General features: G+C 47.1%; 21 protein-coding genes. 18 read left to right on the top strand and 3 right to left on the bottom strand.

Annotated features, from left to right (window positions below; translation table 11 throughout):
* The first annotated feature begins 91 nt into the window (after positions 1–91).
* From CWC22_RS08570 to asnB, 7 genes are all read left to right on the top strand, one after another.
* Entirely contained in the window at positions 92–1,606 is a 1,515-nt protein-coding gene (locus tag CWC22_RS08570) for a leucyl aminopeptidase (protein WP_138536857.1), read from the top strand.
* A 200-nt stretch (positions 1,607–1,806) separates the two neighbouring features.
* The gene (pxpB, locus tag CWC22_RS08565) at positions 1,807–2,463 is read left to right on the top strand and encodes a 5-oxoprolinase subunit PxpB (RefSeq protein ID WP_125561323.1); all 657 of its coding nucleotides are present in this window, start codon (positions 1,807–1,809) and stop codon (positions 2,461–2,463) included.
* Positions 2,457–3,392 (top strand): biotin-dependent carboxyltransferase family protein, encoded by a 936-nt coding sequence (locus CWC22_RS08560; RefSeq protein WP_138536855.1) that lies wholly within the window; start codon positions 2,457–2,459, stop codon positions 3,390–3,392. Before pxpB ends, CWC22_RS08560 begins: the two co-directional genes overlap by 7 nt.
* Positions 3,389–4,132, top strand: a complete 744-nt coding sequence (locus tag CWC22_RS08555) for a DUF969 domain-containing protein (protein ID WP_058795166.1) — start codon at positions 3,389–3,391, stop codon at positions 4,130–4,132. Before CWC22_RS08560 ends, CWC22_RS08555 begins: the two co-directional genes overlap by 4 nt.
* Complete coding sequence (locus CWC22_RS08550) at positions 4,129–5,148, top strand: DUF979 domain-containing protein (protein ID WP_058795165.1); 1,020 nt, start codon at positions 4,129–4,131, stop codon at positions 5,146–5,148. The genes CWC22_RS08555 and CWC22_RS08550 overlap by 4 nt, the downstream gene beginning before the upstream one ends.
* Positions 5,141–5,803 (top strand): pyroglutamyl-peptidase I, encoded by a 663-nt coding sequence (gene pcp, locus CWC22_RS08545; RefSeq protein ID WP_138536853.1) that lies wholly within the window; start codon positions 5,141–5,143, stop codon positions 5,801–5,803. The genes CWC22_RS08550 and pcp overlap by 8 nt, the downstream gene beginning before the upstream one ends.
* 170 nt (positions 5,804–5,973) lie before the next feature.
* Entirely contained in the window at positions 5,974–7,650 is a 1,677-nt protein-coding gene (asnB, locus tag CWC22_RS08540) for an asparagine synthase B (protein WP_138536851.1), read from the top strand.
* A 39-nt stretch (positions 7,651–7,689) separates the two neighbouring features.
* Here the strand turns inward: asnB and pssA are convergent, their stop codons facing one another.
* Positions 7,690–9,015 (bottom strand): CDP-diacylglycerol--serine O-phosphatidyltransferase, encoded by a 1,326-nt coding sequence (pssA, locus tag CWC22_RS08535; RefSeq protein ID WP_138536849.1) that lies wholly within the window; start codon positions 9,013–9,015, stop codon positions 7,690–7,692.
* A gap of 257 nt (positions 9,016–9,272) precedes the next feature.
* On the opposite strand from pssA, the gene trxB reads away from it, so the two are divergent.
* The 4 genes from trxB to infA all read left to right on the top strand — a co-directional run bounded on the left by trxB (position 9,273) and on the right by infA (position 12,074).
* A complete protein-coding gene (gene trxB / locus CWC22_RS08530; RefSeq protein ID WP_046003205.1) occupies positions 9,273–10,226 on the top strand; it encodes a thioredoxin-disulfide reductase in 954 nt (317 codons plus the stop codon).
* A 123-nt stretch (positions 10,227–10,349) separates the two neighbouring features.
* A complete protein-coding gene (gene aat, locus CWC22_RS08525) occupies positions 10,350–11,066 on the top strand; it encodes a leucyl/phenylalanyl-tRNA--protein transferase (RefSeq protein WP_138536847.1) in 717 nt (238 codons plus the stop codon).
* Positions 11,059–11,763 carry an arginyltransferase gene (locus CWC22_RS08520; RefSeq protein WP_138536845.1) on the top strand — a complete coding sequence of 235 codons (705 nt, stop codon included), beginning with the start codon at positions 11,059–11,061 and terminating at the stop codon, positions 11,761–11,763. The genes aat and CWC22_RS08520 overlap by 8 nt, the downstream gene beginning before the upstream one ends.
* 92 nt (positions 11,764–11,855) lie before the next feature.
* Positions 11,856–12,074: a translation initiation factor IF-1 gene (gene infA, locus CWC22_RS08515; RefSeq protein WP_002962494.1), complete on the top strand. Its 219-nt coding sequence runs from the start codon at positions 11,856–11,858 to the stop codon at positions 12,072–12,074.
* A gap of 102 nt (positions 12,075–12,176) precedes the next feature.
* Here the strand turns inward: infA and clpA are convergent, their stop codons facing one another.
* Positions 12,177–14,444: an ATP-dependent Clp protease ATP-binding subunit ClpA gene (gene clpA, locus CWC22_RS08510; protein WP_010385383.1), complete on the bottom strand. Its 2,268-nt coding sequence runs from the start codon at positions 14,442–14,444 to the stop codon at positions 12,177–12,179.
* A 28-nt stretch (positions 14,445–14,472) separates the two neighbouring features.
* Positions 14,473–14,790 (bottom strand): ATP-dependent Clp protease adapter ClpS, encoded by a 318-nt coding sequence (gene clpS, locus CWC22_RS08505; protein ID WP_010385384.1) that lies wholly within the window; start codon positions 14,788–14,790, stop codon positions 14,473–14,475.
* Between the two features lie 206 nt (positions 14,791–14,996).
* Here clpS and cspD point away from each other — a divergent pair, with 206 nt between their 5' ends.
* The 7 genes from cspD to purB all read left to right on the top strand — a co-directional run bounded on the left by cspD (position 14,997) and on the right by purB (position 23,249).
* Positions 14,997–15,215 carry a cold shock domain-containing protein CspD gene (cspD, locus tag CWC22_RS08500; RefSeq protein ID WP_010385386.1) on the top strand — a complete coding sequence of 73 codons (219 nt, stop codon included), beginning with the start codon at positions 14,997–14,999 and terminating at the stop codon, positions 15,213–15,215.
* A 408-nt stretch (positions 15,216–15,623) separates the two neighbouring features.
* Positions 15,624–17,846, top strand: coding sequence for an NADP-dependent isocitrate dehydrogenase (locus CWC22_RS08495; RefSeq protein ID WP_138536843.1), 2,223 nt, complete (start codon positions 15,624–15,626; stop codon positions 17,844–17,846).
* A 129-nt stretch (positions 17,847–17,975) separates the two neighbouring features.
* Positions 17,976–19,304, top strand: a complete 1,329-nt coding sequence (locus CWC22_RS08490; protein WP_195879861.1) for an IS4 family transposase — start codon at positions 17,976–17,978, stop codon at positions 19,302–19,304.
* Positions 19,305–19,390: 86 nt separating this feature from the next.
* Positions 19,391–20,035, top strand: a complete 645-nt coding sequence (locus CWC22_RS08485) for a pseudouridine synthase (RefSeq protein ID WP_138538834.1) — start codon at positions 19,391–19,393, stop codon at positions 20,033–20,035.
* Positions 20,036–20,141: 106 nt separating this feature from the next.
* Positions 20,142–21,242: a tRNA 2-thiouridine(34) synthase MnmA gene (gene mnmA / locus CWC22_RS08480; protein ID WP_010385392.1), complete on the top strand. Its 1,101-nt coding sequence runs from the start codon at positions 20,142–20,144 to the stop codon at positions 21,240–21,242.
* A complete protein-coding gene (gene hflD, locus CWC22_RS08475; RefSeq protein ID WP_125561341.1) occupies positions 21,242–21,844 on the top strand; it encodes a high frequency lysogenization protein HflD in 603 nt (200 codons plus the stop codon). The genes mnmA and hflD overlap by 1 nt, the downstream gene beginning before the upstream one ends.
* A gap of 34 nt (positions 21,845–21,878) precedes the next feature.
* Positions 21,879–23,249, top strand: coding sequence for an adenylosuccinate lyase (gene purB / locus CWC22_RS08470; protein ID WP_138538835.1), 1,371 nt, complete (start codon positions 21,879–21,881; stop codon positions 23,247–23,249).
* Positions 23,250–23,392: the final 143 nt, after the last annotated feature.

Raw genomic sequence — 23,392 nt, 5'->3', positions numbered from 1 at the left:
TAGGATTCTGTGTCATTCAACGACATTTAATTAATTAATCTGAGCGTTTAGGGTAAAACGAAACCCAAATTAGTTATTGAGGGTTTAATCAATGTCATTATCTACTCGTCTTTGCGCACTCAGCGTCGCACTTTTCGGCTCAGCATCGGCTTTGGCCGCTGACATCCAATTCACCAGTAAACTGAACGAAAAAACCGATGCACTGGTTGTGTTTCAGGATAGTGAGCAAAGCAATGCATTTAAATTTCTTGACAGAGATACCCGCAAACAGCTTACCAAAGCACTTGAAGCAGACAAATTTACAGGTGATTACGGCAAGGTTGTAGAAGTATTGGCGCCTGTGGACTCAAAACACAAGCGCATTCTGGTCGTTGGTCTTGGCGAGCGTGATGAGCTGGATAGCGCAAAAATGGCCAAGCTTGGTGGTAACCTGCATGCCAAGCTTGAGAAAAAAGAAGCTGGTACCGTTAGTGTCGCATTTAAAGGCGTTAATGGTCAGCTAAGCAATCATGCGCTCGCTGCACAATATGCACATGGAGCAAATCTGCGCGACCACACTTTTGAACTATACAAAAAAGAACCAAATACACACAGCATGACCTATAGCCTGAGTGTTGATGACCAGCGTCAGACCCAGGCCGAGTACACAACTTTAAGCTATGTCGAACAAGGTGTTTTTCTGGCGCGTGACCTGACCTCAGAGGTCCCGACTGAAATGACGCCAGTTGACTTTGCAAATGCCGCAAAACAACTTGAGCAATATGGTGTTGAAGTTAAAATCCTGGAACCTGAGCAACTTAAGTCTCTGGGAATGAACGCGTTAGAAGGTGTTGGCAGAGGCAGTAAAGAAGGTGCACGCCTGGTCGTAGCCCATTATAAAGGAAATAACGACACCCCAATAGCACTGGTTGGTAAAGGGATCACGTTTGACTCTGGCGGTTATAGCATCAAAACAGGTAAATCTATCGCCCGCATGAAATCAGATATGGCTGGCGCTGCTGCGGTGCTGGGTACAGTGAAGGCCATGGCACTGGCAAAAGCAGATGTGAACGTTGTTGCTGTGATGGGCATGGCCGCGAACATGGTTTCTGAAAACTCTATCGCGCCTGGTGACGTGCTGCGTACAGCAGAAGGTCTGAGTGTCGAAATCCTCAACACCGATGCGGAAGGCCGCCTGGTATTGAGTGATGCTATGTGGTATGCCCGCACCTACTACAAGCCAGAGGTAATGGTTGACCTTGCGACGCTGACAGGCTCAAAAATCCGTGCAGTCGGTAACCGCTATGCAGCAGTTTTCTCAGATGATGACCAGCTGGTCACAGAATTTACGGTTGCAGGCAAAGCTGTTAATGAGCCGCTATGGAGACTTCCTCTGGGCTACAAAGATATGCTGAAGTCCGATATTGCAGATATTGCCAATATTGGCTCTGGCGGCCCTGGCGCAACCACAGCGGCCTCATTCCTGCAGCACTTTGCCGGTGATACGCGCTGGTTACATATTGATATTGCCGGAAACGCACTAACTACCACAGGTAAAGGTGAAGTATCTCCAGGTGGCACCGGGTTTGGTGTACGCCTGTTGAGTGAATGGTTGTTAAGCAACTAACTCAATCCCAACCGAAGAGAGCCATGCAACCCTTGCATGGCTTTTTTTTAGCTGTGGTCAGCTCTCAGACTGACAACGCTGGACAGGTTTGGCAAGACAGCCAACAATAAGCTTGCTATGCTTTGCCCGGGTGTCCCTCTGAGTGAACCGACACTTATGGGCCGCCACATGTGAAGACAATAAAATGAAAATAAGAAACCATGACACAAGAACAGACTTACCTGCTCGGCGAGCAAGCTGTTGTACTCGACCTTAACTGCGCCCGACTCGACAACGAACAACAGAACCGTTTGTTTGCCCTGCATCGCCACCTGCAAAAACAGGCCGGGTACACAGATATTGTAGTTGGAAAAACTTCTCTTACCCTGGTTTTGCAAGACCCTACACAGGGTACTAAATGGCTAGAAGCATTACTCAGTCTATGGCATGCACTCAGTGCAGAAGACTTTCAACCCAACACTCACAAAATCCCGGTTATATATGGAGGAGAAGCAGGCCCAGATCTGGCACCACTGGCCGAACAGCTGAACTTATCACAACAAGACATCGTCGAGCTGCATAGTTCACCGACTTATCAGGTCAAATTTCTGGGTTTTTTACCTGGTTTTGCCTATCTGGGTAGTGTACCAGAGCAGCTTCAGGTTGCCCGTCTCAGCTCACCCAGAACACATGTGCCAGCCGGCTCTGTCGCCATCGCTGAAGATTTAAGTGCGATTTACCCCAGCGCCTCTCCCGGCGGCTGGCGGCTGCTGGGTAACAGCATTACTCGCTTATTCGATGCCAATGCGCAGTCCCCCAGCTTGTTTCAGCCAGGTGATAACGTCAAATTTGTGCCACAGAAGGAGGGCCTATGCTAGAAGTCATTAAGCCCGGCGTGCAAATGTGTATCCAGGATCTAGGACGACATGGGCATCGTCACCTGGGGGTCTCGCAAAGTGGTGCGATGGACCCCATGGCACTGCAGATTGCCAACCTGTTACTGGATAACCCGCCAAATACCGCGGTACTTGAAATCACGGTCGGACTAGCCCAGCTAAAATTCACGACAGCTACCAATTTTGCACTGACCGGGGGAGACCTGAGTGCACGCCTTGACGATACGCCACTGACACCCGGCTGGCGCTATTTTAGCAAGCCAGATCAGATCCTGAGCTTCGCCTCGAGCTCCGAGGCACTGCGTGCCTATCTGAGTGTCGAAGGTGGGTTCAGCCTGAAAGCCGCGTTGGACTCACACTCGACCGATATTCAGGCGGGATTTGGGGGCATAAATGGTTCAGCATTGGCCGCCGGCGATCAGCTGCACTATGAAAGCTGTATAGAAAAAAGCAGTGCTGGCGCACTTCAACCTCCCTACCACAAGAAAATACGCATATTGCCGGGCCCACATTGCGAACGGTTATCCCTTACAACACAGCAGCTATTGTGCACTCAGCAATGGCAGGTATCGCCAGATAGCAATAGAATGGGTATGCGACTTTCGGGCTCTGAGCTAGTCACTCATCAGGTTTCTATCAACAGTCAGGCCGTGTTACCTGGCACCATTCAGCTACCGCCAAACGGCGCGCCTATTGTATTGCTAAATGATTGTCAAACCACAGGCGGTTACCCAATGGTCGCTCAGGTGATTGCGGCGGATCTGAGACACTTTGCTCAATTGAGTGCCGGAGATAGCATTAGCTTCACGCTCGTCACCCCGGCTCAGGCATACCAAGAGATACAACGACAACAATATCATCTCAACCAACTGCGCATTGCGCTGACACATCGCGACAGGAGTAATTCGTGAGCGAACTTAATTTTTTACCCCTTACAGGGATACTGGTGGTGATCCTCGGATTTGCCTTTCGTTTTAACCCCCTGCTGGTCGTGACCTGTGCCGGGCTCGTCACCGGCTGGGCAGTCGATTTAGATTACCTGACTTTGCTGGAAACCTTTGGAGAAAAATTTCTTAACTCCCGCCAGTTAGCGAGCTTTTTATTACTCTTGCCTGTGATTGCTATCTTAGAACGCTATGGCTTACAGCAGCATGCCAAAAGTTGGATAGCCAGTATCAAAGGTGCCACCACAGCGCGGATCCTCAGCGTCTATTTTGTTGTGCGTGAATGTAGTGCCGCACTTGGGCTCATCAACCTTGCAGGTCAGCCTCAAACAGTGCGTCCTTTATTAGCGCCTATGGCGCTTGGTGCAGCAAGTAACATGCATGGCGATTTGCCAAAACCTGTCCGGGATATGATCAGTGCGCATGCCGCAGCGTGTGATAATATTGCCGTCTTCTTTGGTGAAGATATTTTCATCGCCTTTGGTGCCGTATTACTGATGGATGCCTTTTTAAGAGAAAATGGCATTACGGGAATTGAACCTCTTCATATTGGTTTATGGGCTATTCCGACAGCCATTGCGGCATTGATTGTCCACCTGTTTCGACTGGCCAGACTAGAAGCCAAGATACGAACGCAAATTGCCCTGCATGCCGAGCAAAACGGCTCCAATACAAGCAATTCAGTTGCCCGGGAGGAATTGGCATGAGCACAATAGCCTCCTCTGCCAGTGCGCAGCCTGCTATCCTGTCGATTGATAATATATATCTGCTAATCGGCTTCGTGGTGTTATTTTTGGTGGTCAAAACACTGCAAGATAAACACCACCCAAAACGACTAACTACCGCCTTGTTCTGGGGATTATTTGGTAGTGTGTTTCTGTTTGGTGATTTATCTGCCGCCTATTTGGGAGAAAACCTGACCCATCGCTGGGTAGGAAGCTTTGTCATCGCCATCGCAATACTGGCCGGAATGGGCAAGGTCTCCATGGGCAGCTACGATGTACCCAGTGACGAAGTGCAGACTGCCAGTGCCCGACGGATCGGTAATAAGCTGTTTATTCCCGCAGTGCTTATCCCCATAGTAACTGTGGTGTGTACTATCCTGCTCAAAGATATTCAGGTAGCAGGGTTGTTTGTATTCGACCAGAGTCATGTGACCCTTGCAGCACTGACGCTGGCCTGTACAGTCGCACTGTTAGTCAGCTGGAAGTTTACCGGTGGCAGCCCGTTTCAGGCTCTGGGGGAATCACGACGCCTGGTCGATTCCATAGGCTGGGCCGCAATTCTGCCGCAAATGCTCGCGATGCTGGGAGGGGTGTTCATCGTCGCCAATACCGGCACTGCCATTCAAGATCTGGTCACATTATTTGTTTCTCCCGACAACCGCTTCATGCTGGTTGTTATTTACTGTGTCGGTATGGCCCTGTTTACAATGGTCATGGGTAATGCATTTGCTGCTTTCCCTGTTATGACAGCCGGCATTGCAGTGCCATTTCTAATTCAGGGTCATGGCGCAAGTCCGGCCCCATTAGTTGCCATCGGTATGTATTCAGGTTATTGCGGAACTCTGATGACGCCTATGGCCGCCAATTTTAATATAGTTCCGGCAGCACTATTAGATCTGAAAGACAAATATCAGGTTATCAAAGTTCAAATTCCGACAGCTTTGTCGCTGTTAATCATTAACATCTTGCTCATGTATGGAGTCATCTTCAATGACTAAAGGAACGCATAAAACCGTATTGTTGACGGGTTTCGAGCCCTTCGGCGGTGAATCGATTAATCCTTCCTGGCAGGCTGTACACCAGCTCGACGGTTGCCACGTAGCAGGACACACAATCCGTACCAAGGAGCTTCCTTGCGAGTTTGATCATGCCTTAACACAACTGAACAGAGCCATAGATAAATATGCCCCTGCGCTGGTTCTGTGTGTGGGCCAGGCAGGTGGCCGCGCGGATATTTCTATTGAACGTGTTGCTATCAATATTAACGATGCACGTATTCCGGATAATGCCGGTGCTCAGCCGATAGATACGCCGGTATTAGCGGGAGGGCCTGCCGCCTACTTTGCTGCACTCCCGGTTAAACATATGCTCAATGACCTCAGACAAGCACAGATCCCGGCCAGTATTTCGAATACCGCCGGCACTTACGTGTGTAACCATGTCATGTACGGATTACTTCACTATATCAATGAGCATCAGCTCAATTGTCGTGGTGGCTTCATTCATATCCCTTACTTACCCGAACAAGCCACGCACCAAATCGGTGCACCCAGTATGAGTGCTCCTCAGGTCGTTGATGCGCTCAAAGTCATGATTTCCTCTGCGCTGACCCATGATACTGACCTGCAGATTGCTGCGGGCACCACTCACTAGCCACACCGCCCTATTTTGGTTCATTTTTGCACCAAAATAGGGCGACATTTACTCACCAAAATCACAGTTTTTTTATGTGACTTGATACCCCATTTCTGATAGTACTATGAGCACGAGACACCGAAAATACAGGTGCTCGACAATAACAGCTAACAGGAATGAGGTCCATTATGTGTTCAATTTTTGGTGTGTTGGAAATTAAATCCGACTCAAGCGTTCTGCGTGAGCAGGCAATAGAAATGTCTAAGCGTTTACGCCACCGCGGGCCCGACTGGTCCGGTGTTTATGCCAGTGAGAAAGCAATCCTGGTGCACGAACGACTCGCCATCGTTGGCGTATCCAGTGGCGCACAACCTTTGTACAACCCGGAGCGGACGCATATTCTTGCCGTAAATGGTGAAATATATAACCACAAGGAACTGGCGCAGCAACTAAGCGTCCCTTTCACCTTTCAAACCCAATCAGACTGTGAAATATTACTGGCACTATACAAGCAAAAAGGCCCTGAATTTCTGGATGATCTGAACGGGATTTTTGCCTTTTGCCTGTACGATGAGCAAGAAGATGCCTACCTGATTGGTCGCGACCATATTGGTATTATTCCGCTATACACAGGTCGTGACCAGCATGGTAACTTCTATGTCGCCAGTGAAATGAAAGCGCTCACTCCTATCTGCAATCAGATTGAAGAGTTTCCGCCAGGGCATTACCTGTACTCAAAAGAAGGCACGCTGAGACCCTATTATCAGCGAGACTGGCAGCAATTTGATGCGATTAAGGATAATAAGGCGGAACCTGGTACGGTCAAAGAGGCATTAGAAGCTGCCGTAAAACGTCAGCTCATGTGTGATGTGCCTTACGGCGTGTTACTCTCCGGGGGCCTGGACTCATCCGTTATTTCGGCCATAACGCAAAAATTTGCGGCGCGACGCATTGAAGACGATGATGCGACTGAAGCCTGGTGGCCCAAACTACACTCCTTCTCCATCGGCCTGGAAGGATCACCTGACCTGGCAGCTGCGCAGAAGGTCGCCGATCAGATAGGCACAGTTCATCACCCAATCCACTTTACTGTGCAGCAGGGTATCGATGCACTTAAAGAGGTGGTTTATCATCTAGAAACCTACGATGTCACGACAATTCGGGCATCTACCCCGATGTATCTGATGGCACGTTACATCAAAGCCATGGGGATAAAAATGGTGCTTTCAGGGGAAGGAGCTGATGAGTTGTTTGGGGGTTATTTGTATTTCCATAAAGCCCCCAATAGCCAGGAATTCCATGAAGAGCTTAACCGTAAAGTTTCTAAACTGCATATGTTTGACTGCCTGCGTGCGAACAAGTCCATGGCTGCGTGGGGAGTGGAAGCCAGAGTACCTTTCCTCGACAAAGAGTTTGTGGATATAGCCATGCGTACTAACCCGGATTATAAAATGTGTAAAGAAGGACGCATTGAAAAACACATCATTCGTGAAGCATTCGATGGCTACCTGCCAGACGATGTGCTTTGGCGTCAAAAAGAGCAATTCTCCGATGGCGTTGGTTATTCCTGGATAGACTCGCTAAAAGAGTATGTTGACGAGAAGGTCAGCGATCAAGAGCTAGCCAGCGCCCAGTACCGCTTTCCTATCAACACCCCGGATAGCAAAGAGGCTTACTACTACCGTTGTATTTTTGAATCACATTTCCCTGGGGATGCGGCAGCCAAATGTGTGCCTCACGGTAAATCAGTCGCCTGCTCCACGCCCGAAGCACTGGCCTGGGATGCGTCATTTGAGCAAAACGCGGATCCTTCAGGTCGTGCAGCCAATGTCCACAGCCATGCCTATGACAATACCAACTCATAACAGTGGCGTATAAAAAAGGGCCATCAGGCCCTTTTGTATTTAGATGAACTTTTTGATAATAAAGTCAACTTTAACCCGCTTTGCCTGGCCAAGTATTTTCTTCACTGGTGATGGATAATCATCCACTGTTTCAAGATCCTGCGGACCGGCCAGTTTGGTGCAGTTAGCTAGAATAGCATCACGTTCCTGACTAATGGCCTGCTCGAGTTGCTGCTCAGGATCTTCTATCAGAATACCATTTTCGATATCCAGGCCCCAGGCACGCGGATTGAGATTATGGCCGGTCATCAGATGTACCTGATTATCCCGGTTAATCCCCTTCAGATGAAATGAGTTATTGCCATCGCGCCACAAGTAAACATTCAACTGACCGGCATTGAGATAACGTCTTTGCGATTTAAGAAACTTGTACAAAATGGTCTCGTACAAATAAGGCAAAGCACCAATACGACTAAACGGCTGATCAGGCGAAATATAAAAGTCGTTTGCGGTTTTATCACCAATCACTATGGTGACGGTCTTACCTTCTTTGAGCAACCTTCGCAGTGAGCGCAGTAAGGGAGCCGGAAAATTAAAATAAGGTGTGTATAACAACAGCTCACGCTCTGTAGTGTCGAACAAGGCTTTGATAAGTCGATTTAGCTTGTTAGTACGGCGACCAAACCCCAGAAAAGCACGCACATTTAAGCCCTTTTCCGCGGTTGCCGCACTCATGTCGTACTGAGCTTTTTTGAGCTGCTTCATCAGCTGCTTTTGCGCCAACTTTAACTCTGAAAACGGTTTAAGTGGGCGTAAATCCAATCTCGGAACCGCCTCGCTGGAAAGCAAATAAGTATCCAGGAAATGGCAGAAGCTTGCCGCAAGTGCGGGGTTCTTAATCACAAAGTAGCGATCAAGGCGGTATTTATCACCATACTGCAAATAGACATTGTTAATGCTGGCGCCACTGTAAAGTACAGTGTCATCGATCACGAACCCTTTAAGATGAAGTACCCCAAATAGTTCTTTTGCTTTGACCGGCACACCGTAAACTTTAACCTGTGAGCCAAACTGTGCTTGCATATCACAATACAGCTTCGCATTACCTTCTGATTTGGCTTCGCCTATCAGACCACGCTGAGCACGATGAAAATCGACCAGCACATGGATCTCCAGTTGTGGCCGCTCTGTTGCTACCTTATGTAAAGCAGAGAGTATTTCACGACCCGCCTCATCGTCTTGCAAATACAACGCGGTTAAATAAATGCGTTGCTGTGCGCCGCGAATGAGTGTCAAAAGCTGTGTATGATACTGTTTCGCGTCAGTGAGTATTCTGCAACTTTCCGCTTCCAGTGAAAACCCAGGTTTATCCTGCCAAAATGCCATAACTACCTTTAAAAACAGACTAACGTCAAATAGACAGAGAAAAATTCCCTAGAACATAGCAAAAAAAAACTCTCAGGTCATGAAATACCGTTCATTTACACGCTTGTGGCGCAAATTCTCAGCAAGTACAGTATATTTGACAGCTTGTCATTTTATAAAAAATCGATTTTTGCAATTTATTTTACTTCTGGCTTGAAATTCATAGAATCGGCAGCACTAACTAGAGAAGATAAAATTTATTTTTAGGAATTGTTTACATGAGTGATGCAAAACACTGCAAACTATTGATCTTAGGCTCAGGACCTGCAGGCTATACTGCCGCGGTCTATGCAGCCCGTGCTAACCTTAACCCAGTACTGATCACAGGCATGCAACAAGGCGGTCAGCTGACTACCACTACTGAAGTTGAAAACTGGCCAGGTGATGCGCATGGATTGACAGGCCCTGCACTGATGGATCGCATGAAAGAGCACGCTGAGCGCTTCGAGACTGAGATCATTTTTGATCACATCAATAAAGTTGATGTCACTAAGCGTCCTTTCACTTTAACAGGTGATCAGGGTACTTATACTTGTGATGCGTTGATCATTGCGACAGGTGCTTCTGCTAAGTATCTGGGTCTGGAATCAGAAACCAACTTCCAGGGCCGCGGTGTGTCAGCATGTGCAACCTGTGATGGATTCTTCTATCGCGGACAAAAAGTTGCGGTTGTTGGTGGCGGTAATACAGCGGTTGAAGAAGCGCTGTATCTGTCAAACATTGCTGAAGAAGTACACGTGATCCACAGACGTGACACTTTCCGCAGTGAAAAAATCCTGTCAGACCGTCTGATGGAAAAGGCAAACAATGGTAACGTTGTACTTCACCTGAACAAAACGCTCGATGAGGTCCTGGGCGATGACATGGGTGTGACGGGTATCCGTATTAAAGATACCGATTCTGACGCCACTGAACAGCTAGACCTTGCTGGTGTGTTTATTGCGATCGGCCATAAACCAAATACAGACATGTTTGCAGGTCAGCTGGAAATGAAAGACGGCTACCTGGTTGTACAATCAGGCCTAAACGGCAATGCCACTCAAACCAGTGTTGAAGGCGTTTTTGCTGCTGGTGACGTCTCTGACCACATCTACCGCCAGGCAATTACCTCTGCGGGCACAGGCTGTATGGCAGCCCTGGATGCAGAGCGTTACTTAGACAACCTTAAGTAACGCCTGCAGGAAGACGTGTGACTTCACACACGTCTTCCAATACAAAATGCCCACGCCCAGGCGAAAATAGGTTAAACTGACTTCATCACCGAGGTTTTTAGTTTGTAATTTAGATCCGCGAATATGACTCAGCAATTGTTTCATCTGTCTGCTACCGATTTTATTTTTCCTCCCTGCCATTTTGCACTCAAAGATCCAGATGGGCTGCTGGCCGTAGGTGGATGCCTGAGTACCACAAGGCTGCGTCGCGCCTATCAGCAAGGTATTTTCCCCTGGTTCAATGAACGAGAGCCCATTATGTGGTGGACGCCGAGCGAACGGGGGATCCTCGACTTAAATGAGTTCCATGTCAGCCGTTCACTCAAAAAGTCGATGCGAAAACTTGCGCCGCAGGTTACTGTTAACACAGCATTTGACCAGGTTATTAAGGCATGCAGAGAACAACGGCTTGATAAAGAAGGTACCTGGATTAACAGTGCCATGCTCGATGCTTATCTGAGAGCCCATGATGAAGGGTTCGTACACAGCGTTGAAGTGTGGCACGAGAGCACCCTGATTGGCGGTTTATATGGCGTGATGTTAAATGGTGTTTTTTGCGGTGAGTCAATGTTTTACCGCAAACCAGATGCTTCCAAACTAGCTATGTGGGCATTGGTCAACTGGCTCAAGCGCCATGGTGCCCATTTCATAGACTGTCAGCTGGAGAACCCTTATTTGGTGTCTTTAGGTGCAAAAGTCATCTCACGAAGAGAATTTTTAGCTAAACTTAAGACAGCAAGCCATTATCAAGTGCCTGAATCGATGTGGCATCCGCAACCATTGAGGGCGATATATGACTGAACATTTCCCTTCAAAAATTGGACTGAGCCAACAGTTTGATTGCAGTTACCTCGCAGACAGAAAAGAGCAGTTGTTAGTTATCCTGGATAGCAACTGCTATACACCATCCCGTTTTGAGACCTTGCTCTCATTTGGTTTTCGCCGTAGTGGCGATCAGATATATCGTCCACACTGCCCTGCCTGTCATGCCTGCCAGTCAGTACGTGTACTTGCAGATGCGTATACCCCTTCGCGCTCACAAAAGCGCAAGTGGAATAAAATAAACCCAGAGTTTCGCTTTGAATACAGTACTCAGGAACAACCTGACTATTATCAGTTATACGAAAAATATATCACTATGCGCCACAGCGATGGCTCTATGTATCCGCCCAACCGGCTACAGTACGAGAGCTTTTTGTTTTGTCGCTGGCTGCCCATCACTTTCATAGAGCTGTGGCACAGAGACCAGCTCATAGCCGTTGCAGTCACGGATACAATGCCCACCGCTCTATCGGCTATCTATACTTTTTTTGACCCCGAATATGCTCAATTGAGCCTGGGGACTATCATGATCATGGCCCAATTAGACTTTGCCCGCCAACATGATAAAGCGTACCTCTATCTTGGTTACCAGATAGATGCCTGCGCCAAAATGCGCTATAAGCAACAATATTTACCTGCACAACAGTTCAAAAGCGATGTCTGGGTAAACATTTAGATTACAAAAATAAGCGCTCCTGCCTTTACTTATCGCGCGCTTTTCGGCAAAATCTGCACCGTTAAACTTATCAAAGAGGTGATACGCTCCCCATGGCGAAAGAAGACGTTATTGAAATGCAAGGCACGGTCCTTGACACTTTACCAAATACTATGTTCCGTGTTGAATTGGAAAATGGTCACGTAGTTGTGGCACATATCTCTGGCAAAATGCGCAAAAACTACATCCGTATTTTGACCGGTGACAAGGTGACTGTTGAAATGACACCTTATGATCTGAGCAAAGGACGTATCGTCTTCCGCGCGCGTTAATTCGCCCAGCTCAGTAACGCTTACCACACTAAGCGGATACAAAGAGACGATTAAAACAAAAAGCCCGGCGATTGCCGGGCTTTTTGTCATCTTAAGTCGAGGTTAAGCAGGTTCAACCACATTAGACTCGAACTTAAACGACAGCTTCTTATCTTTAACAGATATAGTGACAGTCCCACCATCAACCAGCTCACCAAACAAAATCTCATTAGCAAGCGGCTTTTTAAGGTTGTCCTGTATCACCCTGGCCATTGGACGCGCGCCCATGGACTTGTCGTAACCGATGTCTGACAGCCAATCTCTCGCTTCATTGGTCAGATCAAGACAGACAGATTTCTTATCAAGCTGCGCCTGTAGTTCAACAATAAACTTATCGACAACCTGCAAGATAACGTCTTTCTCAAGGTGGTTAAACCAAATAATATTATCCAGACGGTTTCTGAACTCAGGTGTAAACACCTTATTGATCTCAACCATAGCATCGTGCGAATGATCCTGCTGCTGGAAACCAATAGATTGGCGCACGGTTTCCTGAACACCCGCATTGGTTGTCATCACCACAATTACGTTGCGGAAATCGGCTTTACGACCGTTATTATCGGTCAGTGTACCGTGATCCATAACCTGTAATAAGATGTTGTAGATATCCGGATGCGCTTTTTCAATTTCATCCAGTAACACTACAGAGTGTGGATGCTTAATCACCGAATCGGTCAGCAAACCGCCCTGTTCGAAGCCAACATATCCAGGAGGCGCACCAATCAATCTGCTCACCGCATGGCGCTCAGAGTACTCAGACATGTCAAAGCGCACAAACTCAATGCCCATACACTTCGCCAGTTGCTTAGTCACTTCCGTTTTACCAACCCCAGTTGGGCCCGCAAACAAGAATGAACCAATTGGCTTATCCTCACTGCCCAACCCTGAGCGTGATAAACGAATGGCAGAAGTCAGCGCATCAATGGATTCATCCTGACCAAAGACAAGCATCTTCAGATTACGATCCAAATTCTTAAGCACTTCTTTGTCGCTTGATGACACATTCTGCTGAGGAATGCGTGCAATCTTAGACACTATCTGCTCAATATCAGCAACACCAATCGTTTTTTTACGTCGAGAAGCTGGCAACAGACGCTGGTTTGCACCCGCTTCATCAATCACGTCGATGGCTTTATCAGGCAAGTGACGCTCATTAATGTACTTTGCGCTCAGCTCAGCAGCTGCCTTCAACGCTTTTTGGGTATATCGGATACCATGGTGTTCTTCGTAACGTTCTTTCAGACCGCTAAGAATTTTCGCGGTATCAGCTACACTCGGCTCTACTACATCAATTTTCTGGAAACGCCGCACCAGGGCACGATCTTTTTCGAAAATGTTTTTAAATTCAGAATACGTAGTTGACCCTAAGCAACGGAGCTGACCACTTGATAGTAAAGGCTTAATCAAGTTTGAGGCGTCCATCACACCACCTGACGCCGCTCCAGCCCCTATGATAGTGTGAATTTCATCGATGAATAAGATGGCATTCGGTTTTGCTTGTAATTCCTTCAGCAATGCTTTGAAACGCTTTTCAAAGTCACCCCGATACTTAGTCCCGGCAAGTAATGCGCCCATATCCAGTGAATACACCACAGCATCGGCAATCACTTCTGGCACCAGCTCATTAACAATCCGATATGCCAAGCCCTCAGCAATCGCCGTTTTACCAACACCTGCCTCACCGACCAGCAGTGGATTGTTTTTCTTTCTGCGGCATAGGACCTGAATGGTCCTTTCTACTTCCTGATCGCGCCCAACCAAAGGATCAATTTGACCCGCTTTGGCCAGCACGTTCAAATTGGCGGTGAAGTTCTCCAATTTGGTTTTTTCTTCAGACGCAGCTTCGTGACTCTCTTCATGGATTTCTTCGTTATCTTCCGGCTCAACTTCGTCGTCCGATTTCGAAATACCATGACTAATATAATTAACAATATCCAATCGGCTGACATCTGCTTTTTTCAGCAAATACACAGCCTGACTTTCCTGCTCAGAGAAAATCGCCACTAACACATTGACACCAGTCACTTCATTACGACCAGAAGACTGCACGTGGAAAACGGCACGTTGTAATACGCGCTGAAAGCCAAGTGTCGGCTGTGTTTCACGGTCTTCTTCCAAATCTGGAATGACCGGCGTCGTCTCATCAATAAATTCGGATAACTCCTTTTTTAGCCCCTCTGTGTCAACGCCACAAGCATTCAATGCTTCACTGGCAGACGGGTTATCGATCAATGCGAGCAGTAAATGTTCTACCGTCATAAATTCGTGACGGCGATTTCTTGCCTCACGAAACGCGGTATTCAGAGTAATTTCTAAGTCTTTATTTAGCATTGGCAACCCCCAACGAGAATATATAAGGTCATTCCTGCTCACAACTACAGAGCAGCGGGTGCTCGTGATCCCGAGCATATCGATTTACCTGCTCAGCCTTTGTATGGGCAATGTCGGCAGGATACAGTCCACATACCGCTTTTCCCTCGTGATGTACTTTCAACATCACTTCAGTTGCTCTTTCGCTATCCATACGGAAAAATGTCATTAAAACTTCAATGACAAAATCCATTGGTGTGTAATCGTCATTGTTTAAAATCACTTTGTACTTGCGCGGCGGTTGCAACTTTTGCTTCTGTTCCTCGCGGACCGCGTCAACCACACCAGATTCGTTTGTCCCACTCATAATAAAATATAGTCTTGTCTTATCAACTCAAGCAACTTGAATTGAAAAATAAATAAATTGTTAAAAAATCGCTTTAAAAACTTGACTGTCTGGCCAAATAAACTACAGTCTTTACCTAGCTGGACGTATTAATCATATGGGCAGCTTAGCAAATTTCAAAGGTTAGATTAACTTAATTTAGTCAACTTATAGAAGGATGTAGAAGTATGGCTTGCGGAAAAGTCAAATGGTTCAATAATGCCAAAGGGTTTGGTTTCATCGTAGAAGACGGCAGCGAAGAAGATATCTTTGCCCATTACTCCACGATTGTAATGGATGGATACAAAACGCTTAAAGCCGGTCAGGATGTAACATTCGATCTGCAAGAAGGTCCCAAAGGCCTGCACGCTACCAACATCGCGCCGATAGCGGAGGAAGTTGTGTAGCATTGCAAGATTTTGGCACACTAAAAGCGGGTTACGTTTGTTTCTCGCTTAATCCCCTTCGTTAATTAGTCTCATTTCTTCCACCTTAGTTCATAAAATTTTATATGTTTATTAAATTGCATTAGCGACTTAGTCATTTGGTTGATACAATCCCCGCCGATGTCAAACAAGCCAACCAATTTGTTATGCCTCAGGGCGCGTCAGGTGTGTTAGATATTTTTATTGTGCCCACGAGTAACAATACCTAACAAACTTGCTATATGCCGAGCTCAGCCATCAGCTTGATGATCCCTTATCAGGTCACCAAGCTGATGGCTGAATAAAGATCGTGTATGCGGATACGTCCTTGAATAGCAAGCTTTTGCTTTGTTGAACGGCTGTTTAGCCCTAAACTATCTAGGAATGATGATGACATCAAAAATTATTTACACTAAAACAGATGAAGCGCCGGCTCTGGCAACTTATTCTTTATTGCCAGTTATCCAGGCTTACACCAATGCGGCTGGTGTTGAAGTTGAAACTCGTGATATTTCACTGGCAGGCCGTGTCATTGCGAACTTCCCAGAATTTCTGAGCGAAGAGCAACGCATTGGTGATGCTCTGGCTGAGCTAGGTGAACTGGCCAAAACGCCAGATGCCAATATCATCAAACTCCCTAACATCAGTGCGTCTATCCCGCAGCTAAAAGCGACAATTAAAGAGTTGCAAGAAAAAGGCTATGCCCTTCCTGACTACCCTGAAGAGCCAAAAGACGACAAAGAAGCCCAAATCAAAGCGACTTACGACAAGATCAAAGGTAGTGCAGTAAACCCTGTATTACGTGAGGGTAACTCAGATCGTCGCGCGCCAGCTTCTGTTAAAGCGTACGCACGTAAAAACCCGCATTCAATGGGTGCATGGTCTAAAGACTCACAATCCTATGTTGCCAGCATGAGCGAAGGCGACTTCTTCGGTTCTGAGCAATCAACTACCGTTGCACAAGCAACTGACGTTCGTATTGAACACGTTGCCGCAGACGGCACGGTTGCAGTTCTGAAACAAAGCACGCCACTATTGGCAGGCGAAATTATTGACGCGTCTCGTATGAGCGTAAGTGCACTACGTAGCTTCCTGGAAGCAGAAGTAGAAGCTGCAAAAGAGAAAGGCGTACTTTTCTCGTTGCACATGAAAGCCACCATGATGAAGGTTTCTGATCCAATCATCTTCGGTCACGCTGTTAAAGTATTCTATAAAGAAGTATTTGCTAAGCATGGCGACACGTTCGAAGAGCTAGGTGTAGATGTAAACAATGGTATTGGTGACGTTTACAACAAACTAGCTAACCTGGACGATGCAAAACGCGCAGAAATTGAAGCAGATTTAGCAGCCGTTTATGACCTGCGTCCAAGTATTGCAATGGTTGACTCTGACCGTGGCATCACAAACTTGCACGTACCAAGCGATGTTATTATCGATGCATCTATGCCAGCTGCGATCCGTACCAGTGGTCAGATGTGGAATGCGGAAGGTAAGCAACAAGATACTAGCTTCGTCATTCCTGATCGTTGTTACTCTGGCGTGTATCAGGCAACCATCGAGTTCTGTAAAGAACACGGTGCGTTCGACCCTCGTACTATGGGTACTATCCCTAACGTTGGCCTGATGGCACAAAAAGCCGAAGAATACGGTTCACACGACAAGACTTTCGAAGCACCATCAGCTGGTCAAATCCGCGTTGTTGACCAGGCAGGTAACGTATTGCTGCAACACGATGTTGAGCAAGGCGATATCTGGCGTATGTGTCAGGTGAAAGACGCACCTATCAAAGACTGGGTTAAGCTGGCAGTTAACCGTGCACGCGCAACTAACACACCTGCGGTATTCTGGTTGAACGAAAACCGTGCGCACGATGCTGAACTAATCAAAAAAGTAAATGCCTACCTGCCAGAGCACGACACTGCGGGTCTGGAAATTCACATTCTGGCGCCTATTGAAGCAACTAAATTCTCACTTGCTCGCATGAAAGATGGTCAGGACACGATTTCAGTGACTGGTAACGTACTGCGTGATTACCTGACAGATCTGTTCCCAATTCTTGAGCTGGGCACCAGTGCAAAAATGCTGTCTATCGTGCCACTCATGAACGGCGGCGGTCTGTTTGAAACAGGTGCTGGTGGTTCTGCGCCTAAGCACGTACAACAGTTCGAAAAAGAGAACCACTTACGTTGGGATTCGCTGGGTGAATTCCTGGCGCTAGCGGCCTCTCTTGAGCATCTGAGCCAGATAACTGGTAACAGCAAAGCACAAGTACTGGCAGATACGCTAGATGCAGCAACAGGTAAATTCCTTGATGAGAACAAGTCTCCTTCACGTAAAGTGAAAGAACTCGACAACCGTGGCAGCCACTTCTATCTTGCTATGTACTGGGCACAAGCACTTGCAGAGCAAACTCAAGATGCAGAGCTACAGGCTAAGTTTGCCGACGTTGCAAAAGGTCTAACAGACAATGAAGCAACAATCGTATCGGAACTGAACGATGCTCAGGGCCAGGCAATGAATATTGGCGGTTACTTCCAGCCTAACGATGCACTGGCAGCAGAAGCCATGCGTCCGAGCAAAACACTGAATAACGTATTAGCTAACATGGCTTAATGCGTTAATTGCTCTAAAAAAAGGGTGGCCTCACAGCCTAATGCCGATCAGTTAAGAATTAAATAGATCAGTTGACCGATCTTTTAAAGGCTTCAAAATCCAATATCATTTCTGATATTGGATTTTTTTATGTCTTTAGAACAAGCCTTTTGCAGTGCGTTTGAGCAACTGCCCGAAAGTGTTACCTTTGAAAAACTTAATCACTTTCTGGATGCCGAAATACTGGAGCAAGCCTTTCAACGCGCTGGCGTTGCAACTATCAGAAAACGCAGGCTTCCACTCGAGGCTGTGATGTGGACTGTGATTGGTATGAGCTTCTTTCGTCAACAGTCGGTTTGGGATTTAGCTTCCCACATGGAAATTGCTCTGCCTGGAGATAGCAAATTAATCGCCCCAAGCGCCCTTGTTCAGGGAAGGCGAAGACTCGGTAAAGACAGTGTCAAAAATGCCTTTGAAATGATGGCTGCGCATTATTATCAGCAAGCAAACTTTGAAACTTGGTGCGGGTTAAACCTCCTGGCCGTCGACGGTGTTACTTGGCGAGCTCAAGACACGCCTGAAAATCGTGAATGTTTTGGCTCCCCCAGCAATCAGCATGGCGAAACCGCTTTTCCACAAATTCGAATGGTGTGTCATATGGAGCTGACCAGCCATCAACTTATCAGCAGTGCTTTCAGCGGATATAAAACCAATGAAATGAAGCTGGCAGAAAAATTAGTTGCCACCACGCCAGACCACAGCCTCACGATGTTCGATAAAGGATTCTACTCATTAAACCTGCTCCACCAATGGCAAACACATGGCACCGAGAGGCACTGGTTAATACCGGTGAAGAAAGGGCTTCAGTTTGAAGTGATTAAATCTAATGGTCGCTTAGACAAGTTGGTGCGCTTGAAAACAACTCCACAACCTCATAAGCAATCGCCTGATTTACCTGCGTATGTAGAAGCCCGACTTGTGACGAAGAAAATTAAAAACAAAGAATATCAAATACTCACATCGATGATAGATGCACAGAGGTTTCCTGGCGAAGAAATAGTTGAGCTTTACAGCCACCGCTGGGAAATAGAATTGGGTTATAGAGAAATCAAGCAGACACTTTTAAACAATGAATATACGCTGAGAAGCAAAAAATCAGATATGGTTGAGCAAGAGCTGTGGGGCTTACTCCTGGGGTACAACTTGCTGCGTCAGGTGATGACTCAAGCGGCATCTCGTAAAGGAATATGGGCCAACCAATTAAGCTTTAGTAATTGCGCCAACGCGATATTAAGTTACTTAGGGCGACTCCCCCTCGCCAGCCCGGGAAACATCCCAAAACACTATGAGATGTTAATACAAACATTGGGTCACTTTGAGCTGCCGACACGACGAGAAGATCGGGTCTATCCTCGAGCCATAAAACCAAAGCCAAGTAAGTACCCAGCTAGAAAAAACAATGCCAGTCAGCTTAACTGACTGGCATTAGCCTCACAGCCACCTTTTTTATTTGCTGCCATTCTTTGCTACACTCGCGCCATTGCAACTCAGCTATACTAGTGACTATGCCTGCACAGCGCACAAAAAACCGAACACACACTGCCAAGCGCACTACTCATAAACGCCCCGGCACACAACGCACGAATAAACCCAAACTCTCGCCAGATCAGGTTAAAGTCATTCTGTTTAATAAACCATTTGATGTTTTGTGCCAGTTTACCGACGATCAGAACCGCCAAACACTCGCCAACTTTGTTGACATAAAAGATGTTTATGCCGCTGGACGACTCGACCGGGACAGCGAAGGCCTACTGTTGCTCACCAATTGCGGCCGCTTACAACATAAGTTGACTGAACCGGGGAAAAAAACCAACAAAACCTACTGGGTCCAGGTAGAAGGTGAGCCAGATGACACCGCATTGGAGGCACTGCGTGAAGGTGTCATACTTAAAGACGGTCCGACACGACCAGCCAAAGTGCGCGTGATCACAGCTCCCGATGTATGGCCACGCACACCCCCTATCCGCGAACGTAAAAACATTCCCACTAGCTGGCTGGAGATCACCATATCTGAAGGCCGTAACCGTCAGGTAAGGCGCATGACAGCGCATGTTGGTTACCCGACCTTGCGACTGATCCGTTACCAGATCGGTCCCTACACCCTGGATGGGATTGAAAATGGCCGGTATCGCGTGATGAAAACCACTTAACCCGGTGATGAAAAACTTGGGATTAATCAGCCCGCGACTTCCGGGCACCTTGATTTACATGCTATAATGCAGCTCACTTTTTTGTAATCAAATACACAGCGAGTTTATGAGCGATAACAGTCAAATTAAAGTCATCGTCGGTATGTCCGGCGGCGTAGATTCCTCCGTTTCGGCCTACCTGCTTAAACAGCAAGGCTATCAGGTTGAAGGCCTGTTCATGAAAAACTGGGAAGAAGACGACAATGACGAATACTGTGCCGCCGCTGAAGATTTAAAAGACGCTCAGGCAGTATGCGATAAATTGGGCATTGAGTTGCATACCGTTAACTTTGCTGCAGAATACTGGGATAACGTATTCGAGTATTTCCTTGCCGAATACAAAGCGGGTCGTACGCCAAACCCGGACATCATGTGCAACAAAGAGATCAAATTTAAGGCTTTCCTTGAATTTGCCGCCGAAGCACTGGGTGCAGACTACATCGCAACGGGCCATTACGTACGTCGTGAGGAACGAGATGGTAAGTTTGCCATGTTACGTGGGCTGGATAACAATAAAGATCAAAGTTACTTCCTTTATACACTCAGTCACGAACACGTGGCACAAACACTTTTCCCAGTTGGTAATATCGAAAAGCCGGAAGTACGCCGTATTGCAGAAGAACAAGATTTAATTACTCACAATAAAAAAGACAGTACCGGTATTTGCTTCATTGGTGAGCGCAAATTTAAAGACTTTCTGCAAAAGTTTCTGCCTGCTCAACCTGGCAATATCGAAGACAGCGAAGGCAACCATGTTGGTGAACATGAAGGCCTGATGTATCACACTTTGGGTCAGCGTAAGGGGTTATTGATTGGGGGAATGAAAGAAGGCTCCGGTGAACCCTGGTACGTAGTCGACAAAGACGTTGAACGCAATGTGTTGATCGTTGGGCAAGGTAAAAACCACCCTCGCCTATTCAGCAATGGCCTGAACGCCAACCAGCTCCACTGGGTTGACCGAGTTGGCCCACAAGGCACAACACGCTGTACAGTCAAGACCCGCTATCGCCAGGAAGACATCCCTTGTACATTACTGGTAGGTCAGGATGGCATGGCACGTGTGTTATTTGATGAACCGCAAAAAGCAGTGACACCAGGACAATCTGCGGTCTTTTACCTGGATGATGTGTGTCTTGGTGGTGGTATCATTGAGTCGGTGATCAAATAATGCAACGTGAAGTCGTGATCCCACTGGCAGCAATGTGTCACATTGCCAAACTCGTTCAGAAATGCGCTCGATATGGCACTTTTAACAGCCACGAAACGGATAGTATATTAAAAAGTATCACTATTACTTCACCGCAAAACCCTCAGGATGTCTACGAAGACCCCAGTGCCGTCAAGCAAGGCTGTCGCGCACTCGCAGATCAGCTGAGTGCGCAAGGTGAAAAAGACGTGGAAATGGTCAAATATGTGGGCAGCCTGATGCAGTTAGAGCGCGCATTATCAGCCAATGATAAAGCACTGGCTGAACTGGGTAAGCGCATTGAGCAACTCGACAGGCAACTACAGCATTTTGATATCGGTGACGAACAAATCATTGCCGCTCTGGCTGATATCTATAGCCAGGTTGTGAGTCCGGTGGGTCCAAAAATCCAGATTTTTGGTAAGCCCGAGTTGCTCAAACAATCTCATGTACAACATCAGATCCGGGCCCTGTTACTGGCCGGGATCCGCAGCGCAGTACTATGGCGTCAGCTTGGTGGTAAGCGTCGTCAATTTTTCTTTGCAAAGAAAAAAATCATTACTGCTGCACAAAGTTATATTTAAATATCGTTCAAAAACCAATTAGTTAGGAGAAGTTATGGAGCTTTCAGCGTTAACCGCTATCTCTCCAGTAGATGGCCGCTATGGTAGCAAAACCAGTGAGCTGAGAAGTATTTTCAGTGAGTTCGGCCTGATCAAGTATCGCGTGACGGTTGAAGTACGTTGGCTGCAAGCCCTGGCCAACGCAGCTGCAATCAACGAAGTTCCAGCCTTCAGTGAGCAGGCGAATGCCCTGTTAGACAGCATTGTTGATAACTTCAGTGAAGCGGATGCCGCACGAGTTAAAGAGATTGAGCGCACAACCAACCATGACGTTAAAGCCGTCGAGTATCTGTTAAAAGAGAAAGTCGCAGACAACGCTGAGCTTCAGGCTGTTAATGAGTTTATTCACTTTGCCTGCACATCTGAAGATATCAACAACCTTTCTCATGGCCTGATGCTGAGTGAAGCACGTGATCAGGTATTACTGCCATACTGCGATAAGCTATTGGCTGCTATCAAAGAAAAGGCGATTGAATATAAGTCTGTTGCGATGATGACCCGCACCCACGGTCAACCCGCTTCTCCTTCGACTATGGGCAAAGAATTTGCAAATGTATACGTACGTTTGCAACGTCAACGTGAGCAAATTGCCAACGTTCAGATGCTGGGCAAAATCAATGGTGCCGTGGGTAACTACAACGCCCACCTGAGCGCTTACCCTGATTACGACTGGCACAATCATGCTGAGCAATTTGTGACCAGCCTGGGCCTGACCTGGAATGCTTTCACCACGCAAATTGAACCGCATGACTATATTGCGGAACTGTTTGATGCGGTTGCACGTTTCAACACCATTCTGCTCGACTTTGATCGTGACGTGTGGGGATACATTGCACTCAACCACTTTAAGCAAAAAACCATTGCTGGCGAAATCGGTTCTTCAACCATGCCACACAAAGTGAACCCTATCGACTTCGAAAACTCTGAAGGCAACCTGGGTATTGCGAATGCAATCTTCACTCATCTTGCACAAAAACTACCGGTTTCTCGCTGGCAGCGTGACTTGACCGATTCTACGGTACTACGTAACCTGGGTGTTGGCATGGGTTATACCCTGATTGCTTACCAAGCCACCCTTAAAGGGATCAGCAAATTAGAAGTGAATGCAGATCGCCTGTTGGCTGAACTGGATGACAACTGGGAGCTGCTGGCTGAGCCAATTCAAACTGTCATGCGTAAATACGGTATCGAAAAGCCGTACGAAAAGCTCAAAGAGCTGACTCGCGGTAAGCGCGTTAATCAGGTAATTATGGCTGAGTTTATCGATGGCCTGGAACTGCCAGAGCACGTAAAAGCTGACATGAAGCTAATGACGCCAGCCAACTACATTGGCCGCGCCGAAGCTTTCATTGATGAACTAAACTAATACCAAGTTTTAAAAACCAGTTTGAGAGATAAAATCTGCCGCTCATAGTGTTAAAAATGTTCGCTCAGAACCTATACTTCAGAGATATGTTCAGACATTTTTGACCGGTGACAAGCGAGGTGTCCTTACCTCAGCATTGGCGG

Source organism: Pseudoalteromonas rubra, assembly GCF_005886805.2.
Lineage (GTDB): Bacteria > Pseudomonadota > Gammaproteobacteria > Enterobacterales > Alteromonadaceae > Pseudoalteromonas > Pseudoalteromonas rubra_D.
Note: the sequence above shows the minus strand (reverse complement) of the source record. Positions and strands in the feature narration are given on the sequence as shown.

Bases quoted from the DNA above. Each gene is read 5' to 3' on its own strand.
- CWC22_RS08570 (WP_138536857.1), top strand. From the start codon at position 92: ATGTCATTATCTACTCGTCTTTGCGCACTCAGCGTCGCACTTTTCGGC.
- pxpB (WP_125561323.1), top strand. From the start codon at position 1,807: ATGACACAAGAACAGACTTACCTGCTCGGCGAGCAAGCTGTTGTACTC.
- CWC22_RS08560 (WP_138536855.1), top strand. From the start codon at position 2,457: ATGCTAGAAGTCATTAAGCCCGGCGTGCAAATGTGTATCCAGGATCTA.
- CWC22_RS08550 (WP_058795165.1), top strand. From the start codon at position 4,129: ATGAGCACAATAGCCTCCTCTGCCAGTGCGCAGCCTGCTATCCTGTCG.
- pcp (WP_138536853.1), top strand. From the start codon at position 5,141: ATGACTAAAGGAACGCATAAAACCGTATTGTTGACGGGTTTCGAGCCC.
- asnB (WP_138536851.1), top strand. From the start codon at position 5,974: ATGTGTTCAATTTTTGGTGTGTTGGAAATTAAATCCGACTCAAGCGTT.
- pssA (WP_138536849.1), bottom strand. From the start codon at position 9,015: ATGGCATTTTGGCAGGATAAACCTGGGTTTTCACTGGAAGCGGAAAGT.
- trxB (WP_046003205.1), top strand. From the start codon at position 9,273: ATGAGTGATGCAAAACACTGCAAACTATTGATCTTAGGCTCAGGACCT.
- aat (WP_138536847.1), top strand. From the start codon at position 10,350: ATGACTCAGCAATTGTTTCATCTGTCTGCTACCGATTTTATTTTTCCT.
- CWC22_RS08520 (WP_138536845.1), top strand. From the start codon at position 11,059: ATGACTGAACATTTCCCTTCAAAAATTGGACTGAGCCAACAGTTTGAT.
- infA (WP_002962494.1), top strand. From the start codon at position 11,856: ATGGCGAAAGAAGACGTTATTGAAATGCAAGGCACGGTCCTTGACACT.
- clpA (WP_010385383.1), bottom strand. From the start codon at position 14,444: ATGCTAAATAAAGACTTAGAAATTACTCTGAATACCGCGTTTCGTGAG.
- clpS (WP_010385384.1), bottom strand. From the start codon at position 14,790: ATGAGTGGGACAAACGAATCTGGTGTGGTTGACGCGGTCCGCGAGGAA.
- cspD (WP_010385386.1), top strand. From the start codon at position 14,997: ATGGCTTGCGGAAAAGTCAAATGGTTCAATAATGCCAAAGGGTTTGGT.
- CWC22_RS08495 (WP_138536843.1), top strand. From the start codon at position 15,624: ATGACATCAAAAATTATTTACACTAAAACAGATGAAGCGCCGGCTCTG.
- CWC22_RS08490 (WP_195879861.1), top strand. From the start codon at position 17,976: ATGTCTTTAGAACAAGCCTTTTGCAGTGCGTTTGAGCAACTGCCCGAA.
- CWC22_RS08485 (WP_138538834.1), top strand. From the start codon at position 19,391: ATGCCTGCACAGCGCACAAAAAACCGAACACACACTGCCAAGCGCACT.
- mnmA (WP_010385392.1), top strand. From the start codon at position 20,142: ATGAGCGATAACAGTCAAATTAAAGTCATCGTCGGTATGTCCGGCGGC.
- hflD (WP_125561341.1), top strand. From the start codon at position 21,242: ATGCAACGTGAAGTCGTGATCCCACTGGCAGCAATGTGTCACATTGCC.
- purB (WP_138538835.1), top strand. From the start codon at position 21,879: ATGGAGCTTTCAGCGTTAACCGCTATCTCTCCAGTAGATGGCCGCTAT.